This is a genomic window from Amycolatopsis sp. GM8, from assembly GCF_021653975.1.
Lineage (GTDB): Bacteria > Actinomycetota > Actinomycetes > Mycobacteriales > Pseudonocardiaceae > Amycolatopsis_E.
Genome location: NZ_JAJKFK010000007.1, coordinates 384,493 through 408,685, shown reverse-complemented (window position 1 = coordinate 408,685; position 24,193 = coordinate 384,493). Strand labels below are relative to the sequence as shown.

Sequence of the window (24,193 nt, the reverse complement as noted above, 5' to 3'; positions counted from 1 at the left end):
GGCTCACTCCCGCAGCTTGCGAAGGAAGTCCGTAATGAGTTCGGCGACAGTTCCGGGGCACTGCGCATGCGGATAGTGCCCAGCCCCGTCGATCATCTCGACGGTGCCGAGTCCGGCGGGCATCGCGGCGACGAGGGCCTCGGCCTCGGCCCGCGGATTGGGCCAGTCGGGATCCTCGGTGCCCATGATGACCAGAACCGGGCAGGCGACACGAGGCAACGCGGCACCCGCGTCGGCGCCGGAGGTCTTCATGGTCTTGACGAACTCGGCCATCCGCCCGGGCTCGGAGAGTTTGGCCCGCAGCGCAGCCATGTAGGCGTCGTAGTCGGCCGGCTTCTGCGGATAGGCCACGTCGAGGTAGCGCATCCACTGGCGCAGGCTGCGCATCATCAGCACGGCGGTCATCGCCAGCGTGGCGCGGCGGTAACCCCGGTTGCGCAGCAGCCCGCCCAGGCTGTACGTCGGCGGGCGGGTGAACGGTCCTATTTCGACGATGCCGTCGATCAGGTCGGGTGCGTTCGCGGCGGCGATGGTGGCCGCCCCGCCCGACAGGGAGTGCCCGACGATGACGGCCGGCCCGCCCAGGTGCCTGACCAGCGCGACCAGGTCGCCGGCGACGTCGGTGCGGCTGATCGACTTCCAGTCGCCCATGCTCGACTCACCGTGCCCGCGCAGGTCCGCCGCCGCGACCCGGAACCCGGCCCGCACCAGCTCCGGAACCACGAACCGGAAAGCCTGCCGCAGGTCCCCAATACCGTGCGACAGCACGACGAGCGGCCCCGTCCCGGTCACCTCGAAGGCGATCCGCCCGCCATTGATGTCGAGAAATTCGGCCAAGGTGTCCTCCAGAAAGGGTGTTGTTGACGGCTTTGCGGTGATGGCTCAGGGCCGGACGGGAAGGCTGGCCAGGGCGTGCATGAAGTCCGAACGCCAGCGCAGCTCGCCGGCCGGGACGGCGAGATCGAGGTCGGGGTATCGCTTCATCAACGCGGCGAACGCGACCTGGGCCTCCAGCCGGGCCAGGGGAGCGCCGAGGCAGTAGTGGATGCCGTGGCCGAAACCGAGATGCGGATTCTCGGCTCGGTCCAGCTGGAGCTGGTCTGCTTGTGGGAAGCGGTTCTGGTCGCGATTGGCTTGCGCCAGGCTGATGTCGATCGGAGTGCCGCTCGCGACTGTCCGGCCGGTGAACTCGAACGTCTCGGCGGCGGCTCGGTAGGTGGTCGTGGCCAGTGGGGAATCGAATCGCACGAGCTCTTCGATCGCGGTGGGCAGAAGCTCGGGCCGGGTGCGGAGAAGGTTCCATCGTTCGCGGTTTTCGAGCAGCCGCAATACGCCGGTGCCGATCAGGTTCGCGGTGGTTTCGTGCCCGCCGACCAAAAGCGCGAAGACCATCGAGGTCAGCTCGTCGTCGGAGAGCCGGTCCTGCTCCTCGCGCACCGCGATCAGGGCACTGAGCAGACCATCGCCCGGGTGAGCACGCTGGTCGGCGATCATTCCCCGGATCACGCCGAGCAACCGGGTCAGCTGGGCGGGCTGCTCGTGTTCCCTGGCCGCCCCGCCGGCCACGATGGCCGTCCAGGTGCGGAACTCCTCGCGGCTGTCGGCCGGAACTCCGAGCAGTTCACAGATGACCTGCAACGGCAGTGGCCACGCGTACATCTCGATCAGATCCAGCGTCTCTGGACCGTCCATGGCGTCGAGCAGCTCGGCCGCGGTGCGCTCAATGCGCGGGCGCAGCGCCTCGATGCGCGCGGCGGAGAAAGCGTCCGAGACCAGACGGCGCAGGCGGGTGTGGTCTGGCGGATCGAGGAACAGGATCATGCGCAGCATCGCGTTGCCCAGTTCCGGTGGGAATCCCATGGCTTGTGGGTCGAGGACTTTCGTTGTCCGTCGTTCGGACAACATCCGCCGGGCAGCGTCGAAACCGGTCACCAGCAGGTGGGGTGGAGTGGATTGGTGCGTGCTGGTCAAGGGCTGCTCCTTGTAGAGTCCTGCTCGCTGGCCCTGCCAAGCTAGGTGGTGAGCCGGTGTCGCCGATTGGATCTGGGAGCCAGCTGGTGGAACATGCGGGCCACGATGACTGCGGCCGGCCGCCGGAATACGCCACCGGCACTGAACTCGGCGCCCGTGTGCGGACCCGGGAGGCGCGGGTACGGGACGCGGTCCTGACGGATTTCCGCACCGCGGTCAGGGTGCGGTCAGGCGCTATGCAGCAGCCAGCGGACGAGCTGCAGCTTTACGTCGTGCACCAGGGTTCCTGGACCCTGCAGTACTCTGGCGGCCCGGTCGCCTTGCCGGGCGGGCGGTTCATGGCGCGGCGCTCCACCGGTCTGACCGGTTTCGACGCGAGCCCGCAGACCGCAGGCGCCACCATCGTCTTGCCGTCCGGGGCAGTCGGCGGCTACCCGGGCGACAGACCGATCATCGGCTCGGCCGTCACACCCGAGGTACGCCTCCTGCTGGCCCACGCCAGCCTGCTCCACGAGACGTTCGGTGAACTCACCGACTACGGCGCCGAAGCGGCCCGGAACGCACTGATCGAGCTGACCCGCGGTGTGGTGCACCAGTACGTCGATGCCGGCGAGCCCGCCTTGGCTCCCGCGCTGGCCACGGCTGCCCGCGAACTCGCCGACCAGTGGCTCACTCACGCCGAACTGACGCCCCGCCTGCTCGCCCGTGAACTGCACGTCTCCGTGCGCACCTTGAACCGCGCGTTCGCCCACACCGGGGAACCGGTCGCGGCCTACATCCGGCGTCGTCGCCTGGAAGAGGCCCGCCGTGCCCTGACCGCCGGCCACACCGTCTCGGAGGTCGCGGCGCGCTGGCAGTTCGCCGACAGCAGCCACTTCATCCGGTCGTTTCGCCAGCGCTACCACCAGACCCCGGCCCAGTACGCCCGCAGCCGGCAACGGTCCTAGGTCCTGGGGCGTCTCACGGTGTTGACGTCGGTGACGGAAGTGATCGCCTGGAAGCCGACCGCGGCACGGGATTCGACGAGTGACGCCACTCGGCCGTACAGCGCGTCCAGGACGGCGAGAAGGGCGAGCTGGCTGGTCATTCCCTTGATCCGGAAACCGAGTTCGGGTGCGCCGGAGATCAGGGCGTAGTCACAGGCCGCGGCGAGCGGGGCGTTGTGAAAGCTGGTCATGGCCACGGTCGTGGCCCCGCCTTCGCGCGCCATTTCCGCGGCTTCGAGGGTGGGCCGCATCGTTCCGGTCCTGCTGATCGCGATGCAGACGTCTTCGCGGCTGAGCTGGCGGGCCTGAACCTGTTGCAGCCACACGTCGTCGGGCGCGAACGCGTGCAGGCCGATGGTGGTCAGACGGCTGGCCGCATCGACCGCGGGGGTCCGGGAGGTCCCTACCGCGACGAACAGGATCCGCCGGGCGTGGGCCACCAGATCGGCGACGGTTTCGAACGTGTCGTTGTCGACCGTCGAAATCGCGTCGATGAGTGATTGAGCCGCACCGCGGAGGACCTTCTCGAGGATTCCGCCACCTGGGTCACCGGTTTCGCCTTCTTCGGTGCCGAGCCCTTGGCTGAACCGGACTCCCTCGGTGCGGGCGAGATCGCGCGCCAGCACGATCTTCAGGTCCGGGAACCCATCGAAGCCCAGGTCCCGGCACGCGCGGACGACCGAACTGGCCGAGGCGTCCGCGGCTTCGGCGAGATCGGCCACCCTCGCCGACACCACCCAATTCGGCTGCCGCACGATGATGTCGGCCACGCGCCGCGCCACCCCGCGCAGTTCCGGCGCGGCGGACCTGATCCGGGCCAGCGCCTCGGCCGGTGGCTGCGCGCCGGCGCCGGGCGACGAGATCTCATCGCTGTCGGTCAAGCCCGTCCACCCCCTGTCGCCACCAAGACCGTACACCACGTGGGCGATTGACGGAATCCAGTGCCATCGTGGCCGCCCCAAGCTCCAGACACGCGTGTCATGCAGACAGTGAGCGCAGGTGGACAGCTTGTGGCATCGGATTCGACAATATCTGCATTAGGACAGAATCCAGTTTCATCTGTTCATCTCGAAGCAACGTCGTCGCAACTGTGGCTGCTTAGCGTCAACGCCGCACCGCTCAGCCCACACAGGAAGGTCCGCCGTTGACCGCAATGTCACGCACTGCCTGCCCGGACACGACAGCCCCGTCGTGGCATCAGGCGGCCGTCTATCGCGAACTCGGTGTCCGCCCGGTCATCCACGCGGGCGGCACGACGACCATGTTCGGCGGGTCCAGGCCGCCGGAGTTCGTCTGGACCGCGATGGCCGAGGCGTCGGCGAACTTCGTGCACATCCCGGAACTCAACCGGGCCGTCGGGAAGTACATCGCCACGGTGACCGGCGCGGAGGCCGGCATGGTCACCGCCGGTGCGGCGAGCGCGCTAGTGGTGGCCGTGGCCGCGGCGATGACCGGGGCGGACCCCGCCAAGGTGCGGCAACTGCCGGACACCGCCGGCCTGCGGTCCCGGGTCGTCATCCAGAAGGCCCACCGCGGCCGCTTCACCTATCTCGCCAGGTACACGGGAGCCGAGTTCGTCGAGGTCGGCAACACCAATGAGTGCTACGACTTCGAGGTCGAGAGTGCTCTCGACCAGCACACGGCGGCCATCCTCTATTTGCTCGGGCCCGGCCAGCGCCAGCTCGGCCCGACGATCGCCGAGACGGCGCAGTTGGCACGGCGGGCGGGGGTGCCGTTGATCGTAGATGCCGCCGGGATGCTGCCGCCCAAGCGGAACCTGACGCGCTTCATCGCCGAGGGTGCCGACCTGGTGATGTTCGGTGGCGGGAAGTTCCTGCGCGGTCCCCAGAACTCGGGGCTGCTGTTCGGGCGCAGTGATCTGATCGAAGCCGCGCTGGCGCATTCGGGCCCGAACTACGGAATCGGCCGTGCCCACAAGATGTCTCGCGAGACGATCGTCGGTGTCTACGAGGCCCTCAAGGCGTATGTGAGCAGTGACGAGGACAAGACGCTTGCCGCCTACCGCGCGCAGGCGGACCGGATCCGGGACGGCATAGGCGAAATCCCCGGCGTCGAGGTCACGGTCCGGCATGACGACTTCGAATTCTTCGTGCCGACCACCGTTGTCAGCCTGACTCCGGAATGGACCGGTCCGGAAGCCGACGAGATCGCGCGCCGGTTGCTGTCCGGGGAGCCCCGCGTCTTCCTGTACCACGATCGTCAGTTCCGCCGGCTCACCGCCAACCCGACCTCCCTGCAGGACGGTGAGGCGGAAATCGTCGGCCGCCGGATGCGTGACGAACTCGCCGGTGCCCGGCACGGGCTCGGTTCACAATGACCGCCGCGGCCCGCGTGTCCCAGCCATCGGCATCGATGACACCGCAGGCGGATCAGGTGGCGGCGTTCGAATGCAGATCCGTGTCCAAACGGTTCCCCGGCGGGACGCTCGCGCTCGACGACGTCACGTTGCGCGGCGAACCCGGGCAGATCGTCGTACTGGTGGGGCCATCGGGCTGCGGCAAGACCACGTTGCTGCGCTGCCTCGCCGGCCTCGACTCGGTCACCGCGGGGGAGATCCACCTCCAGGGGCGGGACGCGGCGGGCGTCCAGCCGCATCTTCGCGGGGTGGCGATGGTGTTCCAGAACTACGCGCTCTATCCCAACAAGACGGTCGCGCAGAACATCGCCTTCCCGTTGCGGATGAGCCGGGTACCGAGGCGGGAACGCGACGCGCGAGCCCGGGAGATGGCCGAGATCCTCAAGATCGGGCATCTCCTCGACCGCCGCCCGCGCCAGCTCTCGGGCGGCCAGAAACAACGCGTCGGTATCGGCCGCGCGCTGGTGCGGCGCCCGGCGATCGTCGCGATGGACGAACCACTGTCCAATCTGGACGCGCAGCTGCGGGTCGAGATGAGGGCCGAGATCCGGGCGCTGCAGCAGCGTCTCGGGATGACGGTCGTGTACGTGACCCATGATCAGACCGAAGCGCTCAGCCTCGCCGACCAAATCGTGGTGATGAACGGCGGTGCGATCGAACAGGCCGGATCGGCCGAGGAAGCCTTCAATACACCGGCAACGCCGTTCGTGGCGGGCTTCCTCGGCGCGATGAACCTTGTTTCCGCCACCGGCGAAGCCATTCCGCTGCCGCGCTGGCTTTCTGCCGACGATCGGGACGTGGTCGCGACGATCGGTGTCCGGCCCGAGCACCTCATCGCCGGACGACCGCCAGAGGGCCGGTGGTCGGTGTCGGGACGCGTAATTTCCAGCGAACTTCTCGGCACCGAGCGCCTTGTCGCGATACGCGTGGGCCACAACGGCGAGCAGTCCCTCCGGATCCGCGTACCTGCCGAGCTGCCGCTGTCCTCCGAACTGTACGTGTGGGCCCAGGATGAGCACCTGCACGCCTTCGACGGCGACGGAAAACGGCTGAACGGCGAGGGCGTCCGATGATCGGTGCCGTCACCGCGGAACGGTCCAAACAGGACAGACGCCTGCTCCGGATACCGGGCACAGACGGCGTGATCGGCTGGATCCTCTGCGCGCCCGCCGCGATCCTGCTGGGCCTGTTCATGATCGTCCCGCTGGTCGCGGTCAGTGTGCTCGCGTTCTTCGGCTGGGATCCGCTCACCCAGACCGACCATGCGGTCGGCTTCGCCAACTTCTCCAGGATCCTCACCAGCCCGGACTTCCGTTCGGCAGTACTGCGAACGCTCGAATACACCGTCTTGACCGTGCCCGTGACGTTGCTGCTGGGCCTCGTGATCGCGGTGGCCGTCAACAACGTCCGGCACGGCGCGATGGTGTGGCGCACGGTGTTCTTCCTGCCGGTCGCGTCCACTTTGGCCGCGACCTCGGTCGCGTGGCGCTTCATGTTCTATCCGCACACCGGGATCATCGACCAGACCATCGGCCGGGTGCTGCCCGTCCAAGGTTGGCTGCAGTCAACGGATCTGGCGATCGTCGCGGTCTCGATCGTCGGCATCTGGCAGGCACTGGGCACCACCATCGTCATCTTTCTCGCGGGGTTGTCGGGGGTTCCGCGCCACTTGCACGACGCGGCCGCACTCGACGGGGCGACGGCGTGGTCGCGGTTCTGGCACGTCACGTGGCCCGCCCTTGGCCCGGCCACCGTGCTCGCCCTCGTCATCGACACGCGTGACTCGCTCCGGGTCTTCGACCAGGTCCAGGTGATGACCGAGGGCGGGCCGCTCGGGTCCACCACCACGCTGTCCTATCTGCTGTGGCAGCGCGGCATCCACTACAACGACCTCGGCGGCGGCGCCGTCATCGATCTGGTCATCCTGCTCGTCGTGTTCGCGTTCATCGGCATCCAGCTCAGAACGGCCGGCCGGCGGCTCAACGACGGAGCGACCCGATGACCGCACGAACCACCCGTACCCGCGCGGCGTTCCGCCAGATCGCGCTCCACGTCGTGCTGGCCATCGCGGGCATCCTGGTACTGCTGCCGTTCCTGGTCATGCTCCGGACCGCGCTCACACCCGACGACTCGATCTTCCGGGGCACGCTCGGCCTGCACGGACTGACGGTGCGCCATTTCCTGGACGCGTGGAATCGAGCGCCGTGGGCGCACTACTACCGGAACGGCCTGCTCGCGGTGGCAGGGATCTACATCGGACAGATCCTCACCTGCCTGCCGGCCGGATATGCCTTGGCCCGCCTGCGTTTCCGCGGCTCGGGCACCGCGACGTGGGTGATCCTCGCCTGCCTGGCCATGCCGACCCAGATCATCGCCCTGCCGGTCTTTCTCATGATCTCCCGCGTCGGCTGGCTCGACACGCTCCCGGCGCTGATCGTGCCGTTCGTGACCTCCGCGTTCGGGATCTTCGTCTTCCGGCAGTTCATCCTCACGATCCCGCAGTCGTTGTTCGACGCCGCCCGGCTCGACGGCGTGGGACCGTTCGGCGTCGTGTGGCGTGTGGTGTTGCCGAACGTCCGGCCCGCCCTCGCCGCGTTCGGCGTGCTCAGCGTGATGGGCCATTGGAACGACCTGTTCTGGCCCTCGGTCGTGCTCCGCACCCAGCGTGCGGCGACCGTCCCCTATGGCATCGTCGACTTCGCCTCCGGCGAGGGCGGCACCGACTACGGAACCCAGATGGCCGCCGCGGCCATCGCGGCGATCCCGCTCGTGATCGCCCTGTGCTTCGTCCAGCGTCAATTCGTGCAAGGCCTCGCCCCCTCGGCGACGGCCGACTGACCCATCGATCACCGACTTCCCCGGAGCCACCATGAATTTCGCAGATAACATCAACCGGCGCGGCTTTCTCACGCTCAGCGGGGGCGTCGCCGCCGCGGGGTTGCTCGCCGCGTGTGGCAGCCCCACCGCCAACCAGAACACCGGTGGTACCGGGTTCGCGAGCCTCGACGCCGTGAAGGCAGCGGCCAAGGGCCAGACGGTGTCGATCGTGTATCCCAACAACCCCGGCTTCGACAGCACCCTGAAGCAGGTACTCGGCTCCGCGTTCACTGCCGAAACCGGGGTGACCGTCAAGCTCGTGGGACTTCCCTCGAACAGCTACGACGATGTCACACAACGAATCCAGACCGATCTCACCGCCGGGCAGGTCGATGATCTGGCCCTCATCGGCCTGCAGAACGTTCGCACCTATGCCGACGCGAAACTGGCCCTGCCACTCGATCCCTTTCTGACGCTGAGTCCCGGCTACCGTGATCAGCTTTACCCCACCTTCGCGACGCTGGGGAAGCGAAGCGACACGACCTACGCGATCCCGTTCTGCGCCTCGGTCCTGATCATGTACTACAACGCGGACCAGTTCGCCCGTGCGGGACTCGACCCGGCGAACCCGCCGCGCACCTTCTCCGAAGTCCGTGCGGCCGCGGCGAAACTCGTCGACGCCAAGATCGCGCGATACGGTGCCGTCGTACCGTACGACTCCGAGGACATCTGGCCGCACCAGACATTCCTGTCCTCGGCCGGTGGCTCGTTCATGAGCCAGGACGAGAAGAGCATCACGTTCGACTCCAGCACGGCCATCGCGAACCTCGACTTCTGGGTGCAGCTGACCAAGGCCGGCCACTCGGCCCCGTTGGCGGCCGCCGATGCCCAGAAGGCCTTCCTGAGCGGGGAGCTGGCCATGTTCATCACCAGCAGCGCCCAAGTCGTCTCGACCAAGAAGGGAGCGTCGTTCTCCCTGAAGACAGCCAAGACACCGATTCCCGACGGTGGCACCCTGGCCGCGCCGGCGGCGGGTGCCGGCATCGTCGTCCTCACCAAGGACGCCAACAAGCAGGCCGCGGCCTGGCAGGTCGTCGAAGCGCTCACCGGCAAGGCCGGATCCACCGCGCAGACCATGGCCAGCGGCTACCTGCCGGTCAACAAGGCGGCGGCCGAAGACCCGGCCGGGCTGGGCAAGTTCCTGAACGACGACCCGCTGCGCGCGGCCGCGGCGAGCGAGGTACCGGCCATCGTTCCGTGGTACCAGTTCCCGGGCACGAACACCGCCGAGATCAGCAAAGCCCTCCAGGACGCCGTTCTCGCCGCGACCAGCGGCAAGAAGACCGCTGCGGACGCGCTCCACGACGCTGCGAAACAAGCCGGATCCCTGCTGCCCCGGTAATAGTGAGGACCCGCCATGGGAGATCGCAACGTACTGCTCATCCTCGCCGACCAGCACACGCCGCGCGTGCTGGGTGCCTATGGGAACAACCAGGTGCAGACACCCAATCTCGACGCACTGAGCGCTGACGGGCTCCGGTTCGGCGCGGCGTACTGCAATTCGCCGTTGTGCGCGCCGTCCCGCGCCAGTCTGGCCACCGGCCGTTACGTCCACCAGTTGGCCACCTGGGACAACGCGGCGCCCTATACCGGCGCTCAGGCAGCGAGTTGGGGAGCCTTGGCCACCCGGCACGGGGTGGCCGTCACCACGATCGGGAAACTCCACTTCCGCAACACCGAGGACCCCACCGGGTTCCCTGATCAGCGACTCGCGATGCACGTCGCCAACGGCACGGGCGATCCCTATCCGCTGCTGCGAGGCCGCATGCGCACCAACCCCAGCGAACGTGCGGCGCTGCTCGCCGCCGGTCCGGGGGAGTGTCCCTATGACGAGTACGACGCCGACATCGCCGCCGAGGCCGTCCGCTACCTGACGCACGAAGCACCCGCGGATCGGCCTTGGCTGCTCACCGTTTCCTTCCTCCGGCCCCACGATCCCTATGTCGTGCCACAGAGTTACTGGGACCGGTACGACTCCGACGCGCTCCCACTGCCCCCGGCCTGGGCGCCGGAGTCGTGGCCCCGCCATCCCGGTTACGAGCTTCGGCGGCGGCTCACCGACACCGAGACCGGGTTGACCGAACAGGAACTACGCCGGGTCCTGCACGCGTACTACGCCTTGGTCAGCGAAACCGATGAGCACGTCGGCCAGGTCCTCGACGCGCTCGCACACCGGGCGGACGCCGGTGCGACCACCGTCATCTACACCGCCGACCACGGTGACCTGTTGGGAGCGCACGGACTCTGGACCAAGATGGCGATGTACGAGGACAGCGTCCGGGTCCCGCTGATCATCGCCGGGCGGGGCGTGGACGCCGGCGTGGTCGATACGCCGGTCTCGCTCGTCGATCTCTATCCCACGATTCGCGATCTCCTCGAACTTCCAGCGGCCGCAGAGGACACCGACCTGCCCGGGCAGACCCTGCTCGCCCCGGACGACAGACCCGTCTTCGCTGAGTTGCATGCGTCCTACGCGCCCTCGGCCGTTTATATGCTGCGAATGGGTAGCCACAAGCTGATCCACCACGTTGACGGACCGCCACAGCTGTTCGACCTCGACGACGACCCCGACGAACTCGACGATCTGTCCGGCCGCCGCGAGCACGCCGCCACCCTGGCCGCACTCACCGCGAGACTTGAGCAAATCGTCGACCTGTCCGGCGCCGACCGGGCGGCGAAACAGAGCCAGCAAACCCGTATTGACCGGGCCGGCGGTGAAGCGGCACTGCTGGCCCGCGGCATCGGCGTCCACTTCACCCCGGTGCCGTGATGACCCACTACGCCGAGCAGAACTGGGCTGCCGCAAGCGATCTCGTGCTCCGGGCCGGCGGGTACGCCGTGGTCGTCGTCAACCGTGACGGCGCCACAGTGTGGGTCCGGTACGCGTCCGGTTTCGACCCCGCCACGGCCGTGGACATCGCGTCAGCCCAGAAAAGCGTGGTGGCCATGCTGCTCGCCCGCTCGGTGCACAGACACAGGCTCACCAACGACACCGCGATTTCGGACATCCTCGGGCCTGGCTGGTCCAGAGCACCGCGCCACATCGAGCGGGATATCACGCTCGCCCATCTCCTCGGTATGACCGGCGGACTCACCGAAACCCTTGAGCCCGCGGCCCCGCCCGGCCACACCTGGGCCTACAGCAACGCAGGCATCCACATGCTGAAGCACGTTCTGACCACGCTGCACGGCACGGATCTGGACACACTCAGCCACGAACTGCTGTTCGCCGAACTGGGTCTTGGTGCGCGCTGGCTGCCACGAAGAACCCTCGATGGCGGCGGCATTGTGACTGGGCCGCTCGGCGAACCTGTCTACGCCCTTGTCGCGTCCGCTGACGACTTGGTCCACATTGGACGCCACCTGCTCGCCACTTCGCCGCACGCACCCGTATTCGGCGACGCATCGAGTGCGACGAGACCGAACCCGGCGTGGCGGGACGGCTGGTGGCTCGCCTGCGGCAGGCCCCACCAATTGCCGGACAACACCCGGCATGATCGTCCACTTGTCGACTCGGCGCCGGCGGACGCCTATCTTGCGATCGGGGCCGGGCTCAACCGGATCTATGTGCTTCCCGGCAGCGGGCTGGCGATGGCCTGGCTCGGCCCTAGGACCGGGAACCTGGCGATGCCGGAACTCGCCGCGGTGGACAAGCCCTTCTTCGCGACCATCAAGAACGGAGTACGACATGCCACTGCGGATTCCTGGTGACAACGGCCAGATCACCCTCGCCGTCTTCGATCTGGCCGGCACCACGATCGACGAAGGCGGCACCGTTTATCGCGTGCTCGCCGAGACGGTCAAGGCCACCGGCGCTCCCGTCACTCCGGCCGACGTCGCGAAAACGACCGGCATGGACAAGCGGGAAGCGATTCGCCTCCTCCTGCCGGACGCGCGAGAACACGAACCGGTGTACCAACGCTTTCGCGAAAACCTGGAAACCGCTTATCGCCAGTCGCCGCCGCGCCCGTTCCCGGGCGTCGAAGCCCTTTTCGAGCAGCTCCACCGGGCCGGTATCGCGGTCGCGCTCACGACCGGATTCGATCGAGAAGTCACGGAGTTCGTGCTGAACCCGCTCGGCTGGGGTGCGGACCTCGTCGACGCCGTCATCTGCACCACCGACGTGCCCCAAGGCCGGCCCGCGCCGTACATGATCTTCCGGGCGATGGAACGCACCTCGACACTGTCGGTGCGGCACGTGCTGGCCGCCGGTGACACGGTTGCCGACCTGCAGGCCGGCACCAACGCGGGCGCCGCATTGGTCGTCGGCGTGCTCACCGGCGCGGACACCAGGGAGCAACTCGAACAGGTACCCCACAGCGCCATCGTGCGGTCGCTCGTCGAGATCGGTTGAGAAAGGAAAGAAAATGCACACGGTCAAGCACGTCAACGGGCACCTTCCCGCGCAGCTGGATCTTGCTGAGCGACTGGACATTAATGAGGTGAAATCGGCAATCGCCGGTTTCGACGACAGCTATTCCACGACAACGCTCAGGGACATCGCCGTCCAGTCCGGCGCGACTACGGAACTCGCGGCCGTCGCGCCGTCGCTCGCCGCGGTGGCCGGGGAAATCACGAAGCTCGTAGCCAGCGCTGGTTCGTGTGTCGTGCGGAACCTGCCGCTCGACTCCGACGTGTTCCTGATCCTGTTCGCGTCGCTGCTGGGTCCCGTCACCGCGCCCTCACACCAGGACGAGCTGATCGAGTACATCACGCCCGCTGACGTCAAGACTACCGAGAACGCCCGGTATTTTCCCAATCAGCGGACGGCCCTGGGACCGCACACCGATTCCGCGCTGATGGCTCGCCCGCACCAGTACTTGATGTTCGCCACCTACGAGAATCGTCTCGAGGACGGCGGGCACACCGTGCTGCTTCCTGCCGCTGCCGTTGTGGAGGCGATCAAGCGGCAGGCAGGGGAGGACGCTGTCCGGCTATTGAGCACCGCGGCACTGCCCTTCCGCTCGCGTGACGCGGATCCGGCCGAGCCACCGCGGACCGTCCGGACGATCTTCGAGGGCACGGGCGCGGATACCCGTGTCCGGTACCAGAACTTTTCGCTCCGCCGGGTGTTCGACGGCGCCGAACCGGCGATCGACAGCGAGACGGTGGACGCACTGCGCGTGTTCGACGCGGTCGTGTCGGACGAAGAACTGTGGAATGTGGTCGGTTTGGAAAATGGCGAGGTGCTGATCTTCGACAACTGCCGCAGTCTCCATGGCAGAACCGCCATCGAGCCCGCCGCCCGGCGGTTCCTCAAAGCCTTCCACATCAACTAGCCGGCGGTGCACCGTGCCGCTGGACGAGGATGCCGCCGCCTACCTGGAGCACTATCGGTCTCCGCTGCACCTGCTGCGTTCCGGGGAACAAACAATGGCGTCAATTCGCCGGGATCAGGCGCGCCCGGTGTCCGCCAGGCTGCCTCCGCTGAGGAATGTGGTCGACGTGCTCGGCGCCGGGCGGACACTCCGGTTGTACGTTCCGCAATCGGCCCGCCCGCTACCCGTGGTGCTCTACCTGCACGGCGGTGGCTGGGTGTTCGGCAGCTTGGAAACGCATCACGTCGTGTGTGCGGAACTCGCGCACAGGTCAGGCTGTCTGGTCGCCTCCCTGGATTACCGGCAGCCACCGGAGTTTCCGTTTCCCGCCGCTCTCGACGACGTCTGGGCGTCTCTTCACTGGCTACACCAAGGTGCCCGCGAATATGGCGGCGACCCTGCCCGGATAGGCGTCGCCGGAGACTCGGCAGGGGGCAACCTGGCGGCGGCCGCGGCCATCAAAGCGCGTGACAACGGATTCCCGCTGCGCGCGCAACTCTTGATCTATCCGATCGTTGACGACGATTTCTCGAAACCGTCGTACGTCAAGTACGGATCCGGATTCGGCTTGGACGCGGAAAGTATGGCGTGGTACTGGGATCAGTACTCGCCACAGCGATCGTCGCCCTATGCGAGCCCATTGCGATGTCACGACCTGTCCGGGGTCGCCGACGCCCACATCGTGTCCGTGGAATTCGACCCCCTGCGCGACGACGCGTTCCGGTACCGGCAGGCACTGGCCGAGGCCGGCGTATCCGTGACCCACCAGCACGAGGACACGCTGATCCACGGCAGCCTGCGGCTCACCGGCGCGATCCCGGCCGCGGGCTCGGTTCTCGCCGGCGCCACCGGCGGACTCCGGTCGCTGGTGTGGCGATGAAGCTCAGAGGGTCCGGCCTTGGTGGTGTCCCGCGCGGCGGTTGAAGTCGCCGGCCAGACGTGCGGTCCTGGAGCGGGGGAGCAGCCGGGGGACGAGGGTGCGCAGGCGGTCGGAAGTGCCGCCGGGGAAGGATGTTGCCCGGCCGCGGGAGAAGTCGTCGAGGATTCTGGCGGCGGCGTGCTGCGGCGAGACCGCCTTCGGGTCCATTGTGGCCGTTGTGTGGTCGAAGAACCCGGTGTCCGTCGCGCCAGGATAGGCACCCATCACCCGGATCTTGGTCCCGCGCAGCTCCTCGGCGATCGCCTCGGTGAAGGAGAGCACGAAGGCCTTGGTCGCGCCATAGCTGGCTTGGTACGGCATCGGCTGGAACGCAGCGCCGGACGCGACATTGACGATGCCGCCGCTGCCACGCTTCAGCATTTCCGACCCGATGTGATGGGTCAGCGCCATCAGACCCGTGACGTTGAGACCGACCGACTGAACGTTGGGGTCGAGCGGTTGCGTGAAGAACGGCCCGAGGGCTCCCATACCCGCGTTGTTGACGAGCAGATCCAGCTCGGTCCTGCGCTCTGACAGCGTGTCCGCCACTTGTTTCGCACCGTCGGGTGCGGCGAGATCCGCGACGATGACCTCCGTGGTAACCCCATGTGTGGTGCGGGTTTGCTCGGCCAGCGTTCGAAGCGCGTCGGCGGAGCGGGCGACGAGGACGAGGTGAGCGCCGCGCGCGGCGAGCTCACGTGACAGGGCTTCCCCGAGACCCTTGGACGCGCCCGTGACGAGAGCGGTCTTTTCGGTGTATGACTGCACAGCGAACTCCTTCGAGGCTCGAAGTAGATGTTTCAAGGCTCAAAGTACATGATTCGAGTATCGAAGTGAAAGTGGTAGGCTCGCCCCATGTCCACGAGCACCTTGGAAGTGGCAGTCGTGGCCGTGCAGTCGATCGTCACGCAGACCGACGACCTGCTGGGGGAAGCACTGGCCGAGCACCGGTTGACGGGTGTCACAGCCCAGGCGCTGTGGGCGATCGACCCTTCCGAGGCGCCCCCCTCGATGAAGGCGATGGCGGAACGGCTGTTCTGCAACGCCCCGAACCTCACCTTCGTCGTGAATCAACTGGTCGAACGCGGCTTCGTGGAGCGCACCGTCGATCCGTCCGATCGCCGATCTCGCCGGGTGTCCCTCACTGATGAAGGCCGTCGCGTGCGGGCTGCGGTCATCGAGGCCGCGCTCGCCACCAGCCCGCTCGCCCGGCTGGCTCCGAAGGATCTGGACCGCCTGGTCGCGATCCTGAGGAAGGCGCTCCCGGCGCCGGGCGATCCTGAGGGGGACGAGGTGGGCCACCTTTAGCGCTCCGGCCGCCGGTTCCGGCGGCACAATGGAGGCCATGAGCGCCATGAAGAGCAGGGAGCTGGCGGAGTTCCTGCGGTCCAGCAGGGCCCGGGTGAGTCCCGAGGAACTGGGGCTCGACCAGCAGCAAGCCCGCCGTCGCGTGCCCGGCCTGCGGCGGGAGGAGCTCGCCCAGCTGGCCGGCGTCAGCGTCGACTACTACAGCCGGCTGGAGCAGGGCCGCAGCCGCAGCGCGTCGGCCGAGGTCCTGGACGCGTTGGCGACAGCGCTGCGACTCGATGACGCCGAGCGCCAGCACCTGATGGACCTCGCCCGGCCCGGACCGGCGCGGCGCAAACGCCGCAGCCGCCCGCAGCGCGTGGATCCCGCCACGCTGCGGTTGATCGAAATGCTCGACGAGGTCCACTCCCCGGCGTTCATCCTGGGGCGGCGGCTCGACGTCCTGGCACACAACCGGATCGCCGGTGGGCTTATCACCGAGTTCCGGGCCTTGCCCGCGGCCGAGCGCAACCAGGCCAGGTTCGTGTTCTTCGACCCGCACGCTCGTGAGCTCTACGCCGACTGGGCCGCTGTGGCGGCCGACACCGTGGCGATGCTGCGGCTCGACGCCGGGCGCTACCCCGAGGACCCGCAGCTTTCGTCACTCATCGGCGACCTGTCCATCCACTCCGAGGAATTCCGTCACTGGTGGTCCGACCACAAGGTGCACCGCCGCACCACCGGTAGCAAGGGGTACCGCCACCCGCTGGTGGGTGACCTGACCGTGCAATACCAGGCCTTGCAACCGGCCGGGGATCCCGACCAGATCCTCTTCGTGTACACCACCGAGCCCAGTTCGCCGTCGGAAACGTCGATGCGGCTGCTGGCGAACTGGAACGGCGACCAGGATCGGCAGCGGAATACCACGTCAGCGGCGGAGCTCCGCTAGGTTTTCGCGGTCAGACTGCCTGTGCCGTCGGGGCACGGCGGCGATGAACCCGATGGTCTCCGCGACGTCGGCCGGGCTGAGGCACTCGATGTCCCGCAACAGGTCGTCCATCAACTTGCTGGCGTCGGTTCGATCGCGGACACCCGGACCATTTTCCGGCCCAGCTCGACGCGCGCGAGCCGGGAGAAATGGCTGAGGTAGGCCTTGGTGCCGGAGTAGACAGAGAATTTCTCCAGGATGCGCGTCGCGGCGATGGAGGACGTCGTGATCAGGTCGGCCGGGGCCGCCGGCCTCCGCCGACGCGATCAGCTGGGGCACGAACGCGCCGAGGACGTTCATGACTCCCGTGACGTTCAGGTCGATCTGGCGCTGCCAGTCGTCGACTTTCAGGTCTTCGATCGGCGAGATCAGCTGAACCCCGGCGTTGTTGACGACGAGGTCGACGCGACCCAGTTCCCGCTCGATTCGTTCGGCCGCGTCGCGAACGGCTTCGCGGCCGGTCACGTCCAGTGGCACGGCCAGCGCGGTGCCACCGGCTTCGCCGATGCGCGCCACGAGCGCGTCGAGACTTTCCTTGCGCCGGGCCGCAACGGCGACTTTCGTGCCCAGTTGGGCGAGTCGGAGGCGGGACCTGATTGGTCCGTGCCTCCAGAAAACCAGCCGTGCCACCGGAAAAGCGGACCGAGAAAGGCTCCGCGTATCCGGGGACAAAATGGTCCCCCATCAGGCTGTTTCCGGCCACTCGTAGCTGGTTGAGTACGGGTACAGGAAAAAACCGGCCCACTGGAAGGAAAAGACCATGGCCACCTGGTTCATTACCGGAGCTTCTCGCGGACTCGGCGCGGAGATCGCCCGCGCCGCATTGGCCGGCGGCGACACGGTCGCGGTGGCGGTGCGCAACCCGGACCGCCTGCCCGACGACCTCAAGTCCGCCGAGCGCGTGTTCGCGATCGCGCTGGATGTCACCGACACCGCCGCCATCGGCCCGGCCGTGGAGTCCGTGGTGACGCGGCTCGGCGGCATCGACGTACTGGTCAACAACGCCGGCCGTGGTCTGCTCGGCGCGTTGGAAGAAGTCAGTGACGCCGAAGCGCGTTCGCTGTTCGACCTGAACGTGTTCGGCCTGATCAACGTGACCCGCGCGGTGTTGCCGTACCTGCGCGAGGCCGGCGGCGGCAAGATCCTCCACATTGGATCGCGCTCCGGCTTCGAGGGCGAGCCCGGCGTGAGTATGTACAGCGCCTCGAAGTTCGCGGTCGCCGGTATCAGCGAGGCACTGTCGGCGGAACTGGCGCCGTTCGGGATCCAGAGCATGGTCGTCGAGCCGGGTGTGTTCCGTACCGACTTCCTCGACCAGAGTTCCCTGTCACTGCCGGCTAACCGGATCACCGCCTACGACGGCACCCCGGCACACGCCACATTGGACTGGGTCGGCGAGGCCAATCACACCCAGCTCGGCGACCCGGTCGCCGGGGCCGCGCTGATCTACGAGGTCGCGGGCGAAGCGAAGCTGCCGAGCCACCTGCTGCTCGGCGCCGACGCGATCGACCGCTGGCAGGTCAAGGTGGACACCGTCGCCGACGATGTCCAGGCCTGGCGCGAGAAGTCGGTCGCCACGGCCCACCAGGACTGACGACGAACTCTCCAGTTGCTTAAGTAGGTATAGTACTCTACCTTTATCTCCGGCTCCGGAGGCCGTCAATCTACTGAGGAGGCAAGTGTGGGAACAGTCAGCAGACGCAAAGCCTTGTCGCTCCTGGCGGTGGCTGTGCTGGGATTTCTTGGTGTGCCGGTGTTTACGGCGGGGAGTGCGGCGGCGACGCCGGGACCGGTGTGTTCGGAGGTGACTGTCCCGGTGCGGATCCAGACGGTGGTGCCTCCGTTGCTGCCCACGCCGGGGCAGATTTCCGGCACGTTGTGTCGCCCGGCGGATCCGGGGCCGAAGGCGCAGACGATTCAGTTGTTGTTGCATGGTGGTGCGTACAACCGGTCGTACTGGATGTTCCCGTACGACCCCGCGACGTACAACTATGTCGATAACGCGGTGGGGAACGGCTATACGACGCTGGCCATTGACCGGGTGGGTTATGGCGGTAGTACGCATCCGCTCAGTGCGCTGGTCACCGAGCCCACCACGGCGGACACGGTGCATCAGGTGGTGCAGTACATTCGCGACGGTGGGCTCGGTCGGAATTTCGCGCACGTCGCGCTGGTCGGGCATTCCATGGGGTCGATCGCGGCGATCCAGGAAGCCGGGATCTATCACGACGTCGATGGCATCGTGATCACCGGGATCGTCCACAACCAGGGCGCCGGACTCGTGCAGACCGTGGCCTCCATGGGACCCGCGATCCTGAACCCGAAGTTCGCCGGAAGCGGCCTCGACCCGGGCTACCTGGCGGTCAATTCAGGAGCACGCGAAAGCCTGTTCTATGTGCCCTCGAATACCGACCCCGGCGCGGTCGCCGCGGACGAGGCCACGGGCGACACTTTCCCGGCGGTCGAGGCGACCGGATATGTGCAGGAAGTCAATCGTGTCCCGCTGCTGTGGCAGGCGCCGAATGTCATAGTTCCCGTCCTCGTGCTGGAGGGTGACCACGACATCCTCGGTTGTGGTGGTGCCTTGGATTGCGGCAACACCTCGGCGGTCGTGGCGAGTGAGCAGTCGGCTTACGTGAATTCGCCGTCGGTTTCCGTGCAGGTCATCCCGAATGCCGGTCACGATCTGAATTTGCAGAAATGCGCGCCCGAGGTTTACGGCACGATCAGCTCGTGGATCGATCAGCACATCTGACGATCCAGGTGGTGCGCCCGCTCCCCGCCGGAGCGGGCGCATTACTCACAGGGCGCGGTAGCGCGGCGTGCTCTCGTCGGTGACCGAGACCAGACCACGACGGCGCAAATGGCCCAGATGTGCCGCGGTTTCGCCGATTGCCGCGATCTGCAACAGCCCGTCGTAGGACTCCCAAGGGCGCGACCAGGTCAACTCGGCGGCAAGTTCCCATGGGACGGTGCTGCCGTGGCGGCGGACCGCTTCGAGTACCTCGCTCAGACGCGCTTCGTGATGTTTCTTGAGCTGTTCGACCCGCACGGCGACCTTCCGGTAACGCCACTCGTGCGCCGGGAGTACCTCGCTCACCTCCAGCTGCGAAACGTCGTCGAGCGACTGGAGAAAATCACCGAGGGCATCACTCTCCGGATCACGATAAGCACTGATATTCGGGGTGATCCGGGGCAATAGATGATCACCACCGAACATCGCCCGGCTCTCCTCGTCATAGAAACAAAGATGACCCGGCGTGTGTCCTGGAGTGTGAATCGCGGTGACGGTCCACCCGGGGAGCCGGATGCTTTGCTTGTGCTCGATCAAGCGATCGGCCAGCGCCTGGGAGCTGCGGGTGTCGTGGGGTCCCATGGCCGCGATGAGCGCATCGGCCTGTTCGGTCGACGCGCCCAATGACCTGAACCACCTCCGATCGGCCTTGGCTGCCCGCTCCCGGATGCGGTAGTCGGGGTCGGCCAATCCCTCGGCATCGGCGGGGTGCAGCGCGACCCACGCTCCCGACGTCTCGTGGAGCCGGCGCGCGAGCCCGACATGATCGATGTGCATGTGCGTCACCAGCACGCCGCGCACGTCTTCCGGGGTGGCCCCGAATGTTGCCAGACCGTCGACAAGCGCCGTCCACGCCACGTCGTCGTCCCAGCCGGCGTCGATCAACGTCAGGCCGGAATCACCGGCCAGGGCATAGACAAGGACGTAGCGCAGCGGATTGTCGGGCATGGGAACGGGAATCGACCACAGGTCCGTGCGGAGCCGCTCGACCGGAGGCGCATCGCGCCGCTGCCACGCGGCGCGCTGCTGCCCGCCCGTGACGTCGAGGTCCGCTACCGAATCCCGTTTCATAGAGCACCCCTGATCGCCTTGACCTACTGAGTATAGCGGGTACTGTATCAACTAACGAAGCGTGCGGGAGCCACTATGACGAGCAGAGCAGCTACGCCACCCGATTCCGAGACGACCGTGCCGCTGGTCAACTATCTGGTACTCGGAGATACGCCGCACCTGATCGCGCAGGAATGCCAGACGTGCCAAGCCCGCTATTTCGGACGGCGGAGCGGCTGCGCGTGCTGCGGCGGTGACACCTTCACCGAAGTGCCGGTGGCGACCGAAGGCACCGTCACGGCGTACAGCATCGTCGAGGTGGCGGCACCGGGCGTCGAGGTGCCCTTCGTGTCGGCTGTCGTCGACTGTGCGGGGACCACGGTGCGTGCCAATCTCGTCGATGTCGCGCCGGACCCCGTCCACGTGCGGCTCGGCATGCCGGTGCGGCTCACGACCTATCCGCTGGGTGTGGACGGGTACGGAGTTCAGGCGATCGGATTCGGCTTCGTGCCGGCGAAGGTGGGCAAGTGAACGACGACATCTGGATCCTCGGTATCGCGATGACGCGGTTCGGCAAGCACCGGACCCTGGACGAACTGGACCTCGCGACCGCGGCGACACGGTCGGCGCTCGCGGACGGCGATGTGTCCATTCAGGACATAGACATGATCGCCGGCGGCTGCTATCGAATGGCGGCGGAGAACATCGGCCAGTTGCTCCAGAAACAGATCGGGCAGACCGGGATTCCCGTCTACAACGTCACCAATGCGTGTGCGACGGGGGCGACCGCGCTCCGCACGGCGATCATGGCGCTCAAGGCCGGCGAAGCGCGGTTCGCCCTCGCCTTCGGCGTGGAGAAGCTGTCGGGAGCCGGCCTGCTGGCCGGGCATGATCGCGAATCGACGGACGAGGAGTGGGTGCCGAAGGGGCGCGTGGGCGCGGTCACCGCGCTGGACGGACACGTCGGCACGGACACGATGCCCGGCGTCTTCGCCGAGATCGGCATGGAGTACGCCCACCGTTACGGCGGGGTCGACGCGGAGGTGTTCGCGGGAATCGCCGAGAAGAATCACGCGCACTCCACGTTGAATCCCTTGGCCGCCTACACCAAGCCGATGTCGTTGGCCGAAATCATGAACGACGTGATGGTCGCGTACCCCAATACGCGTTCGATGTGTTCGGCGAACAGTGACGGTGCGGCCGCCGCGGTATTGACCACGGGGGAGGCCTTGCGGCACCTGTCCGCCGCACAACGTCGCCGCGCGGTCAAAGTGAGTGCCTCGGTCCTGACCAGCGATCCGTACACCGACGGCTGCCAGGTGTTGCCCGATATCAACACGTTGACCCGCCGGGCGGCCGATCTCGCGTACGAACAGGCCGGAATCGGTCCGCAGGATCTCGATCTGATCGAACTGCACGACTGCTTCGCGACCGCCGAACTCGTGCACTACGACAATCTCGGGCTCTGCGAACCGGGCGAGGCAGGGGAGTTCTTCCGCTCCGGGGCGACGTGGCGGGACGGTGCGTCCCCGGTCAATGTGTCGGGGGGACTGATCTCCAAGGGCCACCCCATTGCCGCCACCGGAATCGCCAATGTCTGGGAGATCACCCATCACCTGCGCGGCGAGGCGGGCGAGCGCCAGATCGCGGGCGCGCGGGCCGGGCTCGCGCACGTCCTCGGATTGGGCTCGGCGTGCGGTATCCACATTCTCGAGAAGGCCGCCGCATGACCAAGCGAAGAATGCTGGTGACCGGCGGCACGGGATCGGTCGGCCAGGCGATAGTCCGCGCATTGACGCACGATGGTCATGCGGTCGACTTCCTGTACAACAGGTCAACCGCTGCCGCGGAGGCGCTCGCGGCCGACACCGGTGCCCAGCCACGGAATTTCGATCTTGCCGCCACTTCGGCGCCGGAGATCGTGTACGACTACGACGTCCTCGTTCATTCGGCGGCCGTCCTGCTGGGCAAGCAGGAGGTGGCGTCCACACCGCTGGCCGACTACGAACTCACGATGGCCATCAATGTCCGGTCCGCGTTTCTGCTGGCGGCGCAATGCCTGCCGCACATGATCGAGCAGGGCTGGGGCCGCATCGTCAATGTCGGCTCGGTGTATTCGTTGCGCGGTGGCGGCCTCAATCTGGCCTACAACGTGTCGAAGCACGCGCTCAGTGGGTTGACCAAGAACCTCGCCCGTGCGCACGCCGCACAAGGGATCACCAGCAACGAGGTCTGCCCGAGCGCCATCGAGTCGGACATCATGACCGAGCTGGCGCGGCAGACGGCCTCGATCGGCGACGCGCCTTCCGCCGATGTGTGGCTGGGCGCGATTCGCAAGTCGAACCCGACCGGGTCGATGGCGGCCCCCGAGGACATCGCCGGCGCGGTCCGGTATCTCGTCTCCGACGAGGCGCGTTTCGTCAATGGCGCGTCGCTCGTGGTGGACGGTGCGCAGATCTCATGACGCGGGTCGGCGTGTTCGGCCCTGGCGGGATGGGATCGGTGGCCATCTACGAAATCACCCAGAGACCAGAGCTCGAACTCGCCGCGGTGCGTTGCTACAGCAGGAAAAAGGCCGGGCGCGACGTGGGTGAGTTGCTCGGGCTCGACCGCATCGGGGTGACGATCACCGATGATCCGGACGAGGCTCTCGCCGCGCGATGTGACTGCGTGCTCTATTGCGCACGGGACACCGGCGACAACAGCACCGACGACGAGATCCTCCATCTCCTGGCGAGCGGCGCCAACGTCATCACGCCGATCCCCTATCACAACGCGGCGTTGTGGCGCGAGCCCGAGTTCACCGTCCGGCTCGGGCAAGCGTGCACCGAGGGCGGTTCGACGTTCCACTCGACCGGGATGAGCCCCGACCTCGTGTCCGAGCGGCTCGCCCTGGCCCTGACCGGAATGACCGCCGACCTGCGGTCGCTGACCATCCGCGAGAACTGGCCGGCGCACGGTCTCGGGCCGGTCCTGCTCGAAGCGGTCGGATTGGGGCTGCCGGTCGCCGAGGCACAGCGGAAACGGTTGCCCGCGACGATGAGCAAGAACGTCCTGAGGTCGGTCGGCCGCAGCATCGAACACGCCCTCGGCGTAACCTTCGACCGGGTCGAGGAGACGCACGAGTTCCTGCCGGCGCCGGTGGATACGAGGGCCGGCCGGGTGAGCATCGCGGCCGGCACGGTCGGCCGGATCCGCCACCGGTTTCGCGGGTGGGAGAGCGCGGAACTCCCGTTGTTCACGCTCGAACTGAACTGGTTCATCGGGCCCGAGAACCTGCCGGACGGCGTCAATCCCGGCGAGTACTGGATCGTCGAGATCGAAGGGCGGCCGTCCGCGCGGATGACGATCGACCTGCGGGCGTCGCTGGAGAACGACGATCGCTTCTTCCGTGTCGGTGCGAGGCGAACCGATCCCGGCTACCATGGCACGATCGCCGCCTGCCTGCAGGCACTTCCACATGTGATCGCCGCGCCGCCGGGGATACTGCCGAGCTTCGAAGCGCCGCTGCACTGGACGCGTGATCTGGGTCATCCCTGGCCTGTCTGAACCAAAGCCGTTGCCCCAACGGCCAAGGACCCCGCGACCGCGGCAAGGATCGAGGCCGGAATCGGTACGCTGAGCGC

At 67.2% G+C, this 24,193-nt stretch carries 25 protein-coding genes and 1 pseudogene; 19 read left to right on the top strand and 7 right to left on the bottom strand.

Translation table 11 applies throughout. From position 1 onward, the window contains the following. Positions 1 to 3: 3 nt before the first annotated feature. Both LOZ83_RS30745 and LOZ83_RS30740 read right to left on the bottom strand, forming a co-directional pair. The gene (locus LOZ83_RS30745) at positions 4 to 837 is read right to left on the bottom strand and encodes an alpha/beta fold hydrolase (RefSeq protein WP_236795242.1); all 834 of its coding nucleotides are present in this window, start codon (positions 835 to 837) and stop codon (positions 4 to 6) included. 45 nt (positions 838 to 882) lie between these two features. Beyond that, positions 883 to 1,971 (bottom strand): cytochrome P450, encoded by a 1,089-nt coding sequence (locus tag LOZ83_RS30740; protein WP_236795241.1) that lies wholly within the window; start codon positions 1,969 to 1,971, stop codon positions 883 to 885. 236 nt (positions 1,972 to 2,207) lie between these two features. Between LOZ83_RS30740 and LOZ83_RS30735 the strand changes: the two genes are divergently transcribed. Further along, positions 2,208 to 2,918: a helix-turn-helix domain-containing protein gene (locus tag LOZ83_RS30735; protein WP_236795240.1), complete on the top strand. Its 711-nt coding sequence runs from the start codon at positions 2,208 to 2,210 to the stop codon at positions 2,916 to 2,918. On the opposite strand, the gene LOZ83_RS30730 is transcribed toward LOZ83_RS30735, so the two are convergent. Further along, positions 2,915 to 3,838, bottom strand: coding sequence for a MurR/RpiR family transcriptional regulator (locus tag LOZ83_RS30730; RefSeq protein WP_236795239.1), 924 nt, complete (start codon positions 3,836 to 3,838; stop codon positions 2,915 to 2,917). The two genes, LOZ83_RS30735 and LOZ83_RS30730, sit on opposite strands and share 4 nt — an antisense overlap. A gap of 272 nt (positions 3,839 to 4,110) precedes the next feature. Here LOZ83_RS30730 and LOZ83_RS30725 point away from each other — a divergent pair, with 272 nt between their 5' ends. The 10 genes from LOZ83_RS30725 to LOZ83_RS30680 all read left to right on the top strand — a co-directional run bounded on the left by LOZ83_RS30725 (position 4,111) and on the right by LOZ83_RS30680 (position 14,409). Beyond that, positions 4,111 to 5,295: a PLP-dependent transferase gene (locus LOZ83_RS30725; protein ID WP_236795238.1), complete on the top strand. Its 1,185-nt coding sequence runs from the start codon at positions 4,111 to 4,113 to the stop codon at positions 5,293 to 5,295. Between the two features lie 80 nt (positions 5,296 to 5,375). Continuing rightward, a complete protein-coding gene (locus LOZ83_RS30720) occupies positions 5,376 to 6,407 on the top strand; it encodes an ABC transporter ATP-binding protein (RefSeq protein ID WP_236795237.1) in 1,032 nt (343 codons plus the stop codon). After that, complete coding sequence (locus LOZ83_RS30715) at positions 6,404 to 7,336, top strand: carbohydrate ABC transporter permease (protein ID WP_236795236.1); 933 nt, start codon at positions 6,404 to 6,406, stop codon at positions 7,334 to 7,336. Before LOZ83_RS30720 ends, LOZ83_RS30715 begins: the two co-directional genes overlap by 4 nt. Beyond that, a complete protein-coding gene (locus tag LOZ83_RS30710) occupies positions 7,333 to 8,172 on the top strand; it encodes a carbohydrate ABC transporter permease (protein WP_236795235.1) in 840 nt (279 codons plus the stop codon). The genes LOZ83_RS30715 and LOZ83_RS30710 overlap by 4 nt, the downstream gene beginning before the upstream one ends. 31 nt (positions 8,173 to 8,203) lie before the next feature. Then, positions 8,204 to 9,553, top strand: a complete 1,350-nt coding sequence (locus LOZ83_RS30705) for an ABC transporter substrate-binding protein (RefSeq protein WP_236795234.1) — start codon at positions 8,204 to 8,206, stop codon at positions 9,551 to 9,553. Between the two features lie 15 nt (positions 9,554 to 9,568). Beyond that, entirely contained in the window at positions 9,569 to 10,981 is a 1,413-nt protein-coding gene (locus LOZ83_RS30700; RefSeq protein ID WP_236795233.1) for a sulfatase-like hydrolase/transferase, read from the top strand. After that, positions 10,981 to 11,922, top strand: coding sequence for a serine hydrolase (locus tag LOZ83_RS30695; RefSeq protein ID WP_236795232.1), 942 nt, complete (start codon positions 10,981 to 10,983; stop codon positions 11,920 to 11,922). Before LOZ83_RS30700 ends, LOZ83_RS30695 begins: the two co-directional genes overlap by 1 nt. Beyond that, positions 11,900 to 12,565 carry a phosphonatase-like hydrolase gene (locus LOZ83_RS30690; RefSeq protein ID WP_236795231.1) on the top strand — a complete coding sequence of 222 codons (666 nt, stop codon included), beginning with the start codon at positions 11,900 to 11,902 and terminating at the stop codon, positions 12,563 to 12,565. Before LOZ83_RS30695 ends, LOZ83_RS30690 begins: the two co-directional genes overlap by 23 nt. Before the next feature lie 13 nt (positions 12,566 to 12,578). Beyond that, a complete protein-coding gene (locus LOZ83_RS30685) occupies positions 12,579 to 13,490 on the top strand; it encodes a TauD/TfdA family dioxygenase (RefSeq protein ID WP_236795230.1) in 912 nt (303 codons plus the stop codon). Beyond that, positions 13,429 to 14,409 (top strand): alpha/beta hydrolase, encoded by a 981-nt coding sequence (locus LOZ83_RS30680; protein WP_236795229.1) that lies wholly within the window; start codon positions 13,429 to 13,431, stop codon positions 14,407 to 14,409. The genes LOZ83_RS30685 and LOZ83_RS30680 overlap by 62 nt, the downstream gene beginning before the upstream one ends. 3 nt (positions 14,410 to 14,412) lie before the next feature. On the opposite strand, the gene LOZ83_RS30675 is transcribed toward LOZ83_RS30680, so the two are convergent. Further along, positions 14,413 to 15,216, bottom strand: a complete 804-nt coding sequence (locus LOZ83_RS30675; RefSeq protein WP_236795228.1) for an SDR family oxidoreductase — start codon at positions 15,214 to 15,216, stop codon at positions 14,413 to 14,415. A gap of 87 nt (positions 15,217 to 15,303) precedes the next feature. On the opposite strand from LOZ83_RS30675, the gene LOZ83_RS30670 reads away from it, so the two are divergent. Together LOZ83_RS30670 and LOZ83_RS30665 are read left to right on the top strand one after the other, a co-directional pair. Continuing rightward, positions 15,304 to 15,756 carry a MarR family winged helix-turn-helix transcriptional regulator gene (locus LOZ83_RS30670; RefSeq protein ID WP_236795227.1) on the top strand — a complete coding sequence of 151 codons (453 nt, stop codon included), beginning with the start codon at positions 15,304 to 15,306 and terminating at the stop codon, positions 15,754 to 15,756. Positions 15,757 to 15,802: 46 nt separating this feature from the next. Continuing rightward, the gene (locus LOZ83_RS30665) at positions 15,803 to 16,684 is read left to right on the top strand and encodes a helix-turn-helix transcriptional regulator (RefSeq protein WP_236795342.1); all 882 of its coding nucleotides are present in this window, start codon (positions 15,803 to 15,805) and stop codon (positions 16,682 to 16,684) included. 110 nt (positions 16,685 to 16,794) lie between these two features. On the opposite strand, the gene LOZ83_RS40900 is transcribed toward LOZ83_RS30665, so the two are convergent. After that, on the bottom strand, positions 16,795 to 16,920 hold the full coding sequence (locus LOZ83_RS40900; RefSeq protein WP_374202739.1) for a hypothetical protein: 126 nt from the start codon (positions 16,918 to 16,920) through the stop codon (positions 16,795 to 16,797). Positions 16,921 to 16,990: 70 nt separating this feature from the next. Continuing rightward, positions 16,991 to 17,353 (bottom strand): annotated as a pseudogene (locus LOZ83_RS40895) (SDR family oxidoreductase); the annotation flags it as partial. 130 nt (positions 17,354 to 17,483) lie between these two features. On the opposite strand from LOZ83_RS40895, the gene LOZ83_RS30655 reads away from it, so the two are divergent. Both LOZ83_RS30655 and LOZ83_RS30650 read left to right on the top strand, forming a co-directional pair. Then, the gene (locus tag LOZ83_RS30655; RefSeq protein ID WP_236795225.1) at positions 17,484 to 18,317 is read left to right on the top strand and encodes an SDR family NAD(P)-dependent oxidoreductase; all 834 of its coding nucleotides are present in this window, start codon (positions 17,484 to 17,486) and stop codon (positions 18,315 to 18,317) included. A gap of 87 nt (positions 18,318 to 18,404) precedes the next feature. After that, positions 18,405 to 19,478 carry an alpha/beta hydrolase gene (locus tag LOZ83_RS30650; protein WP_236795224.1) on the top strand — a complete coding sequence of 358 codons (1,074 nt, stop codon included), beginning with the start codon at positions 18,405 to 18,407 and terminating at the stop codon, positions 19,476 to 19,478. Between the two features lie 45 nt (positions 19,479 to 19,523). Here the strand turns inward: LOZ83_RS30650 and LOZ83_RS30645 are convergent, their stop codons facing one another. Next, positions 19,524 to 20,588, bottom strand: coding sequence for an MBL fold metallo-hydrolase (locus tag LOZ83_RS30645; RefSeq protein WP_236795223.1), 1,065 nt, complete (start codon positions 20,586 to 20,588; stop codon positions 19,524 to 19,526). Between the two features lie 75 nt (positions 20,589 to 20,663). Here LOZ83_RS30645 and LOZ83_RS30640 point away from each other — a divergent pair, with 75 nt between their 5' ends. The 4 genes from LOZ83_RS30640 to LOZ83_RS30625 are packed head-to-tail and all read left to right on the top strand — an operon-like array spanning position 20,664 to position 24,116. Next, a complete protein-coding gene (locus tag LOZ83_RS30640) occupies positions 20,664 to 21,098 on the top strand; it encodes a Zn-ribbon domain-containing OB-fold protein (RefSeq protein ID WP_236795222.1) in 435 nt (144 codons plus the stop codon). Then, entirely contained in the window at positions 21,095 to 22,297 is a 1,203-nt protein-coding gene (locus LOZ83_RS40590) for a thiolase family protein (protein ID WP_236795221.1), read from the top strand. Before LOZ83_RS30640 ends, LOZ83_RS40590 begins: the two co-directional genes overlap by 4 nt. Then, the gene (locus tag LOZ83_RS30630) at positions 22,294 to 23,031 is read left to right on the top strand and encodes an SDR family NAD(P)-dependent oxidoreductase (protein ID WP_236795220.1); all 738 of its coding nucleotides are present in this window, start codon (positions 22,294 to 22,296) and stop codon (positions 23,029 to 23,031) included. The genes LOZ83_RS40590 and LOZ83_RS30630 overlap by 4 nt, the downstream gene beginning before the upstream one ends. Beyond that, a complete protein-coding gene (locus LOZ83_RS30625; protein ID WP_236795219.1) occupies positions 23,028 to 24,116 on the top strand; it encodes a hypothetical protein in 1,089 nt (362 codons plus the stop codon). Before LOZ83_RS30630 ends, LOZ83_RS30625 begins: the two co-directional genes overlap by 4 nt. Positions 24,117 to 24,193 lie beyond the last annotated feature (77 nt).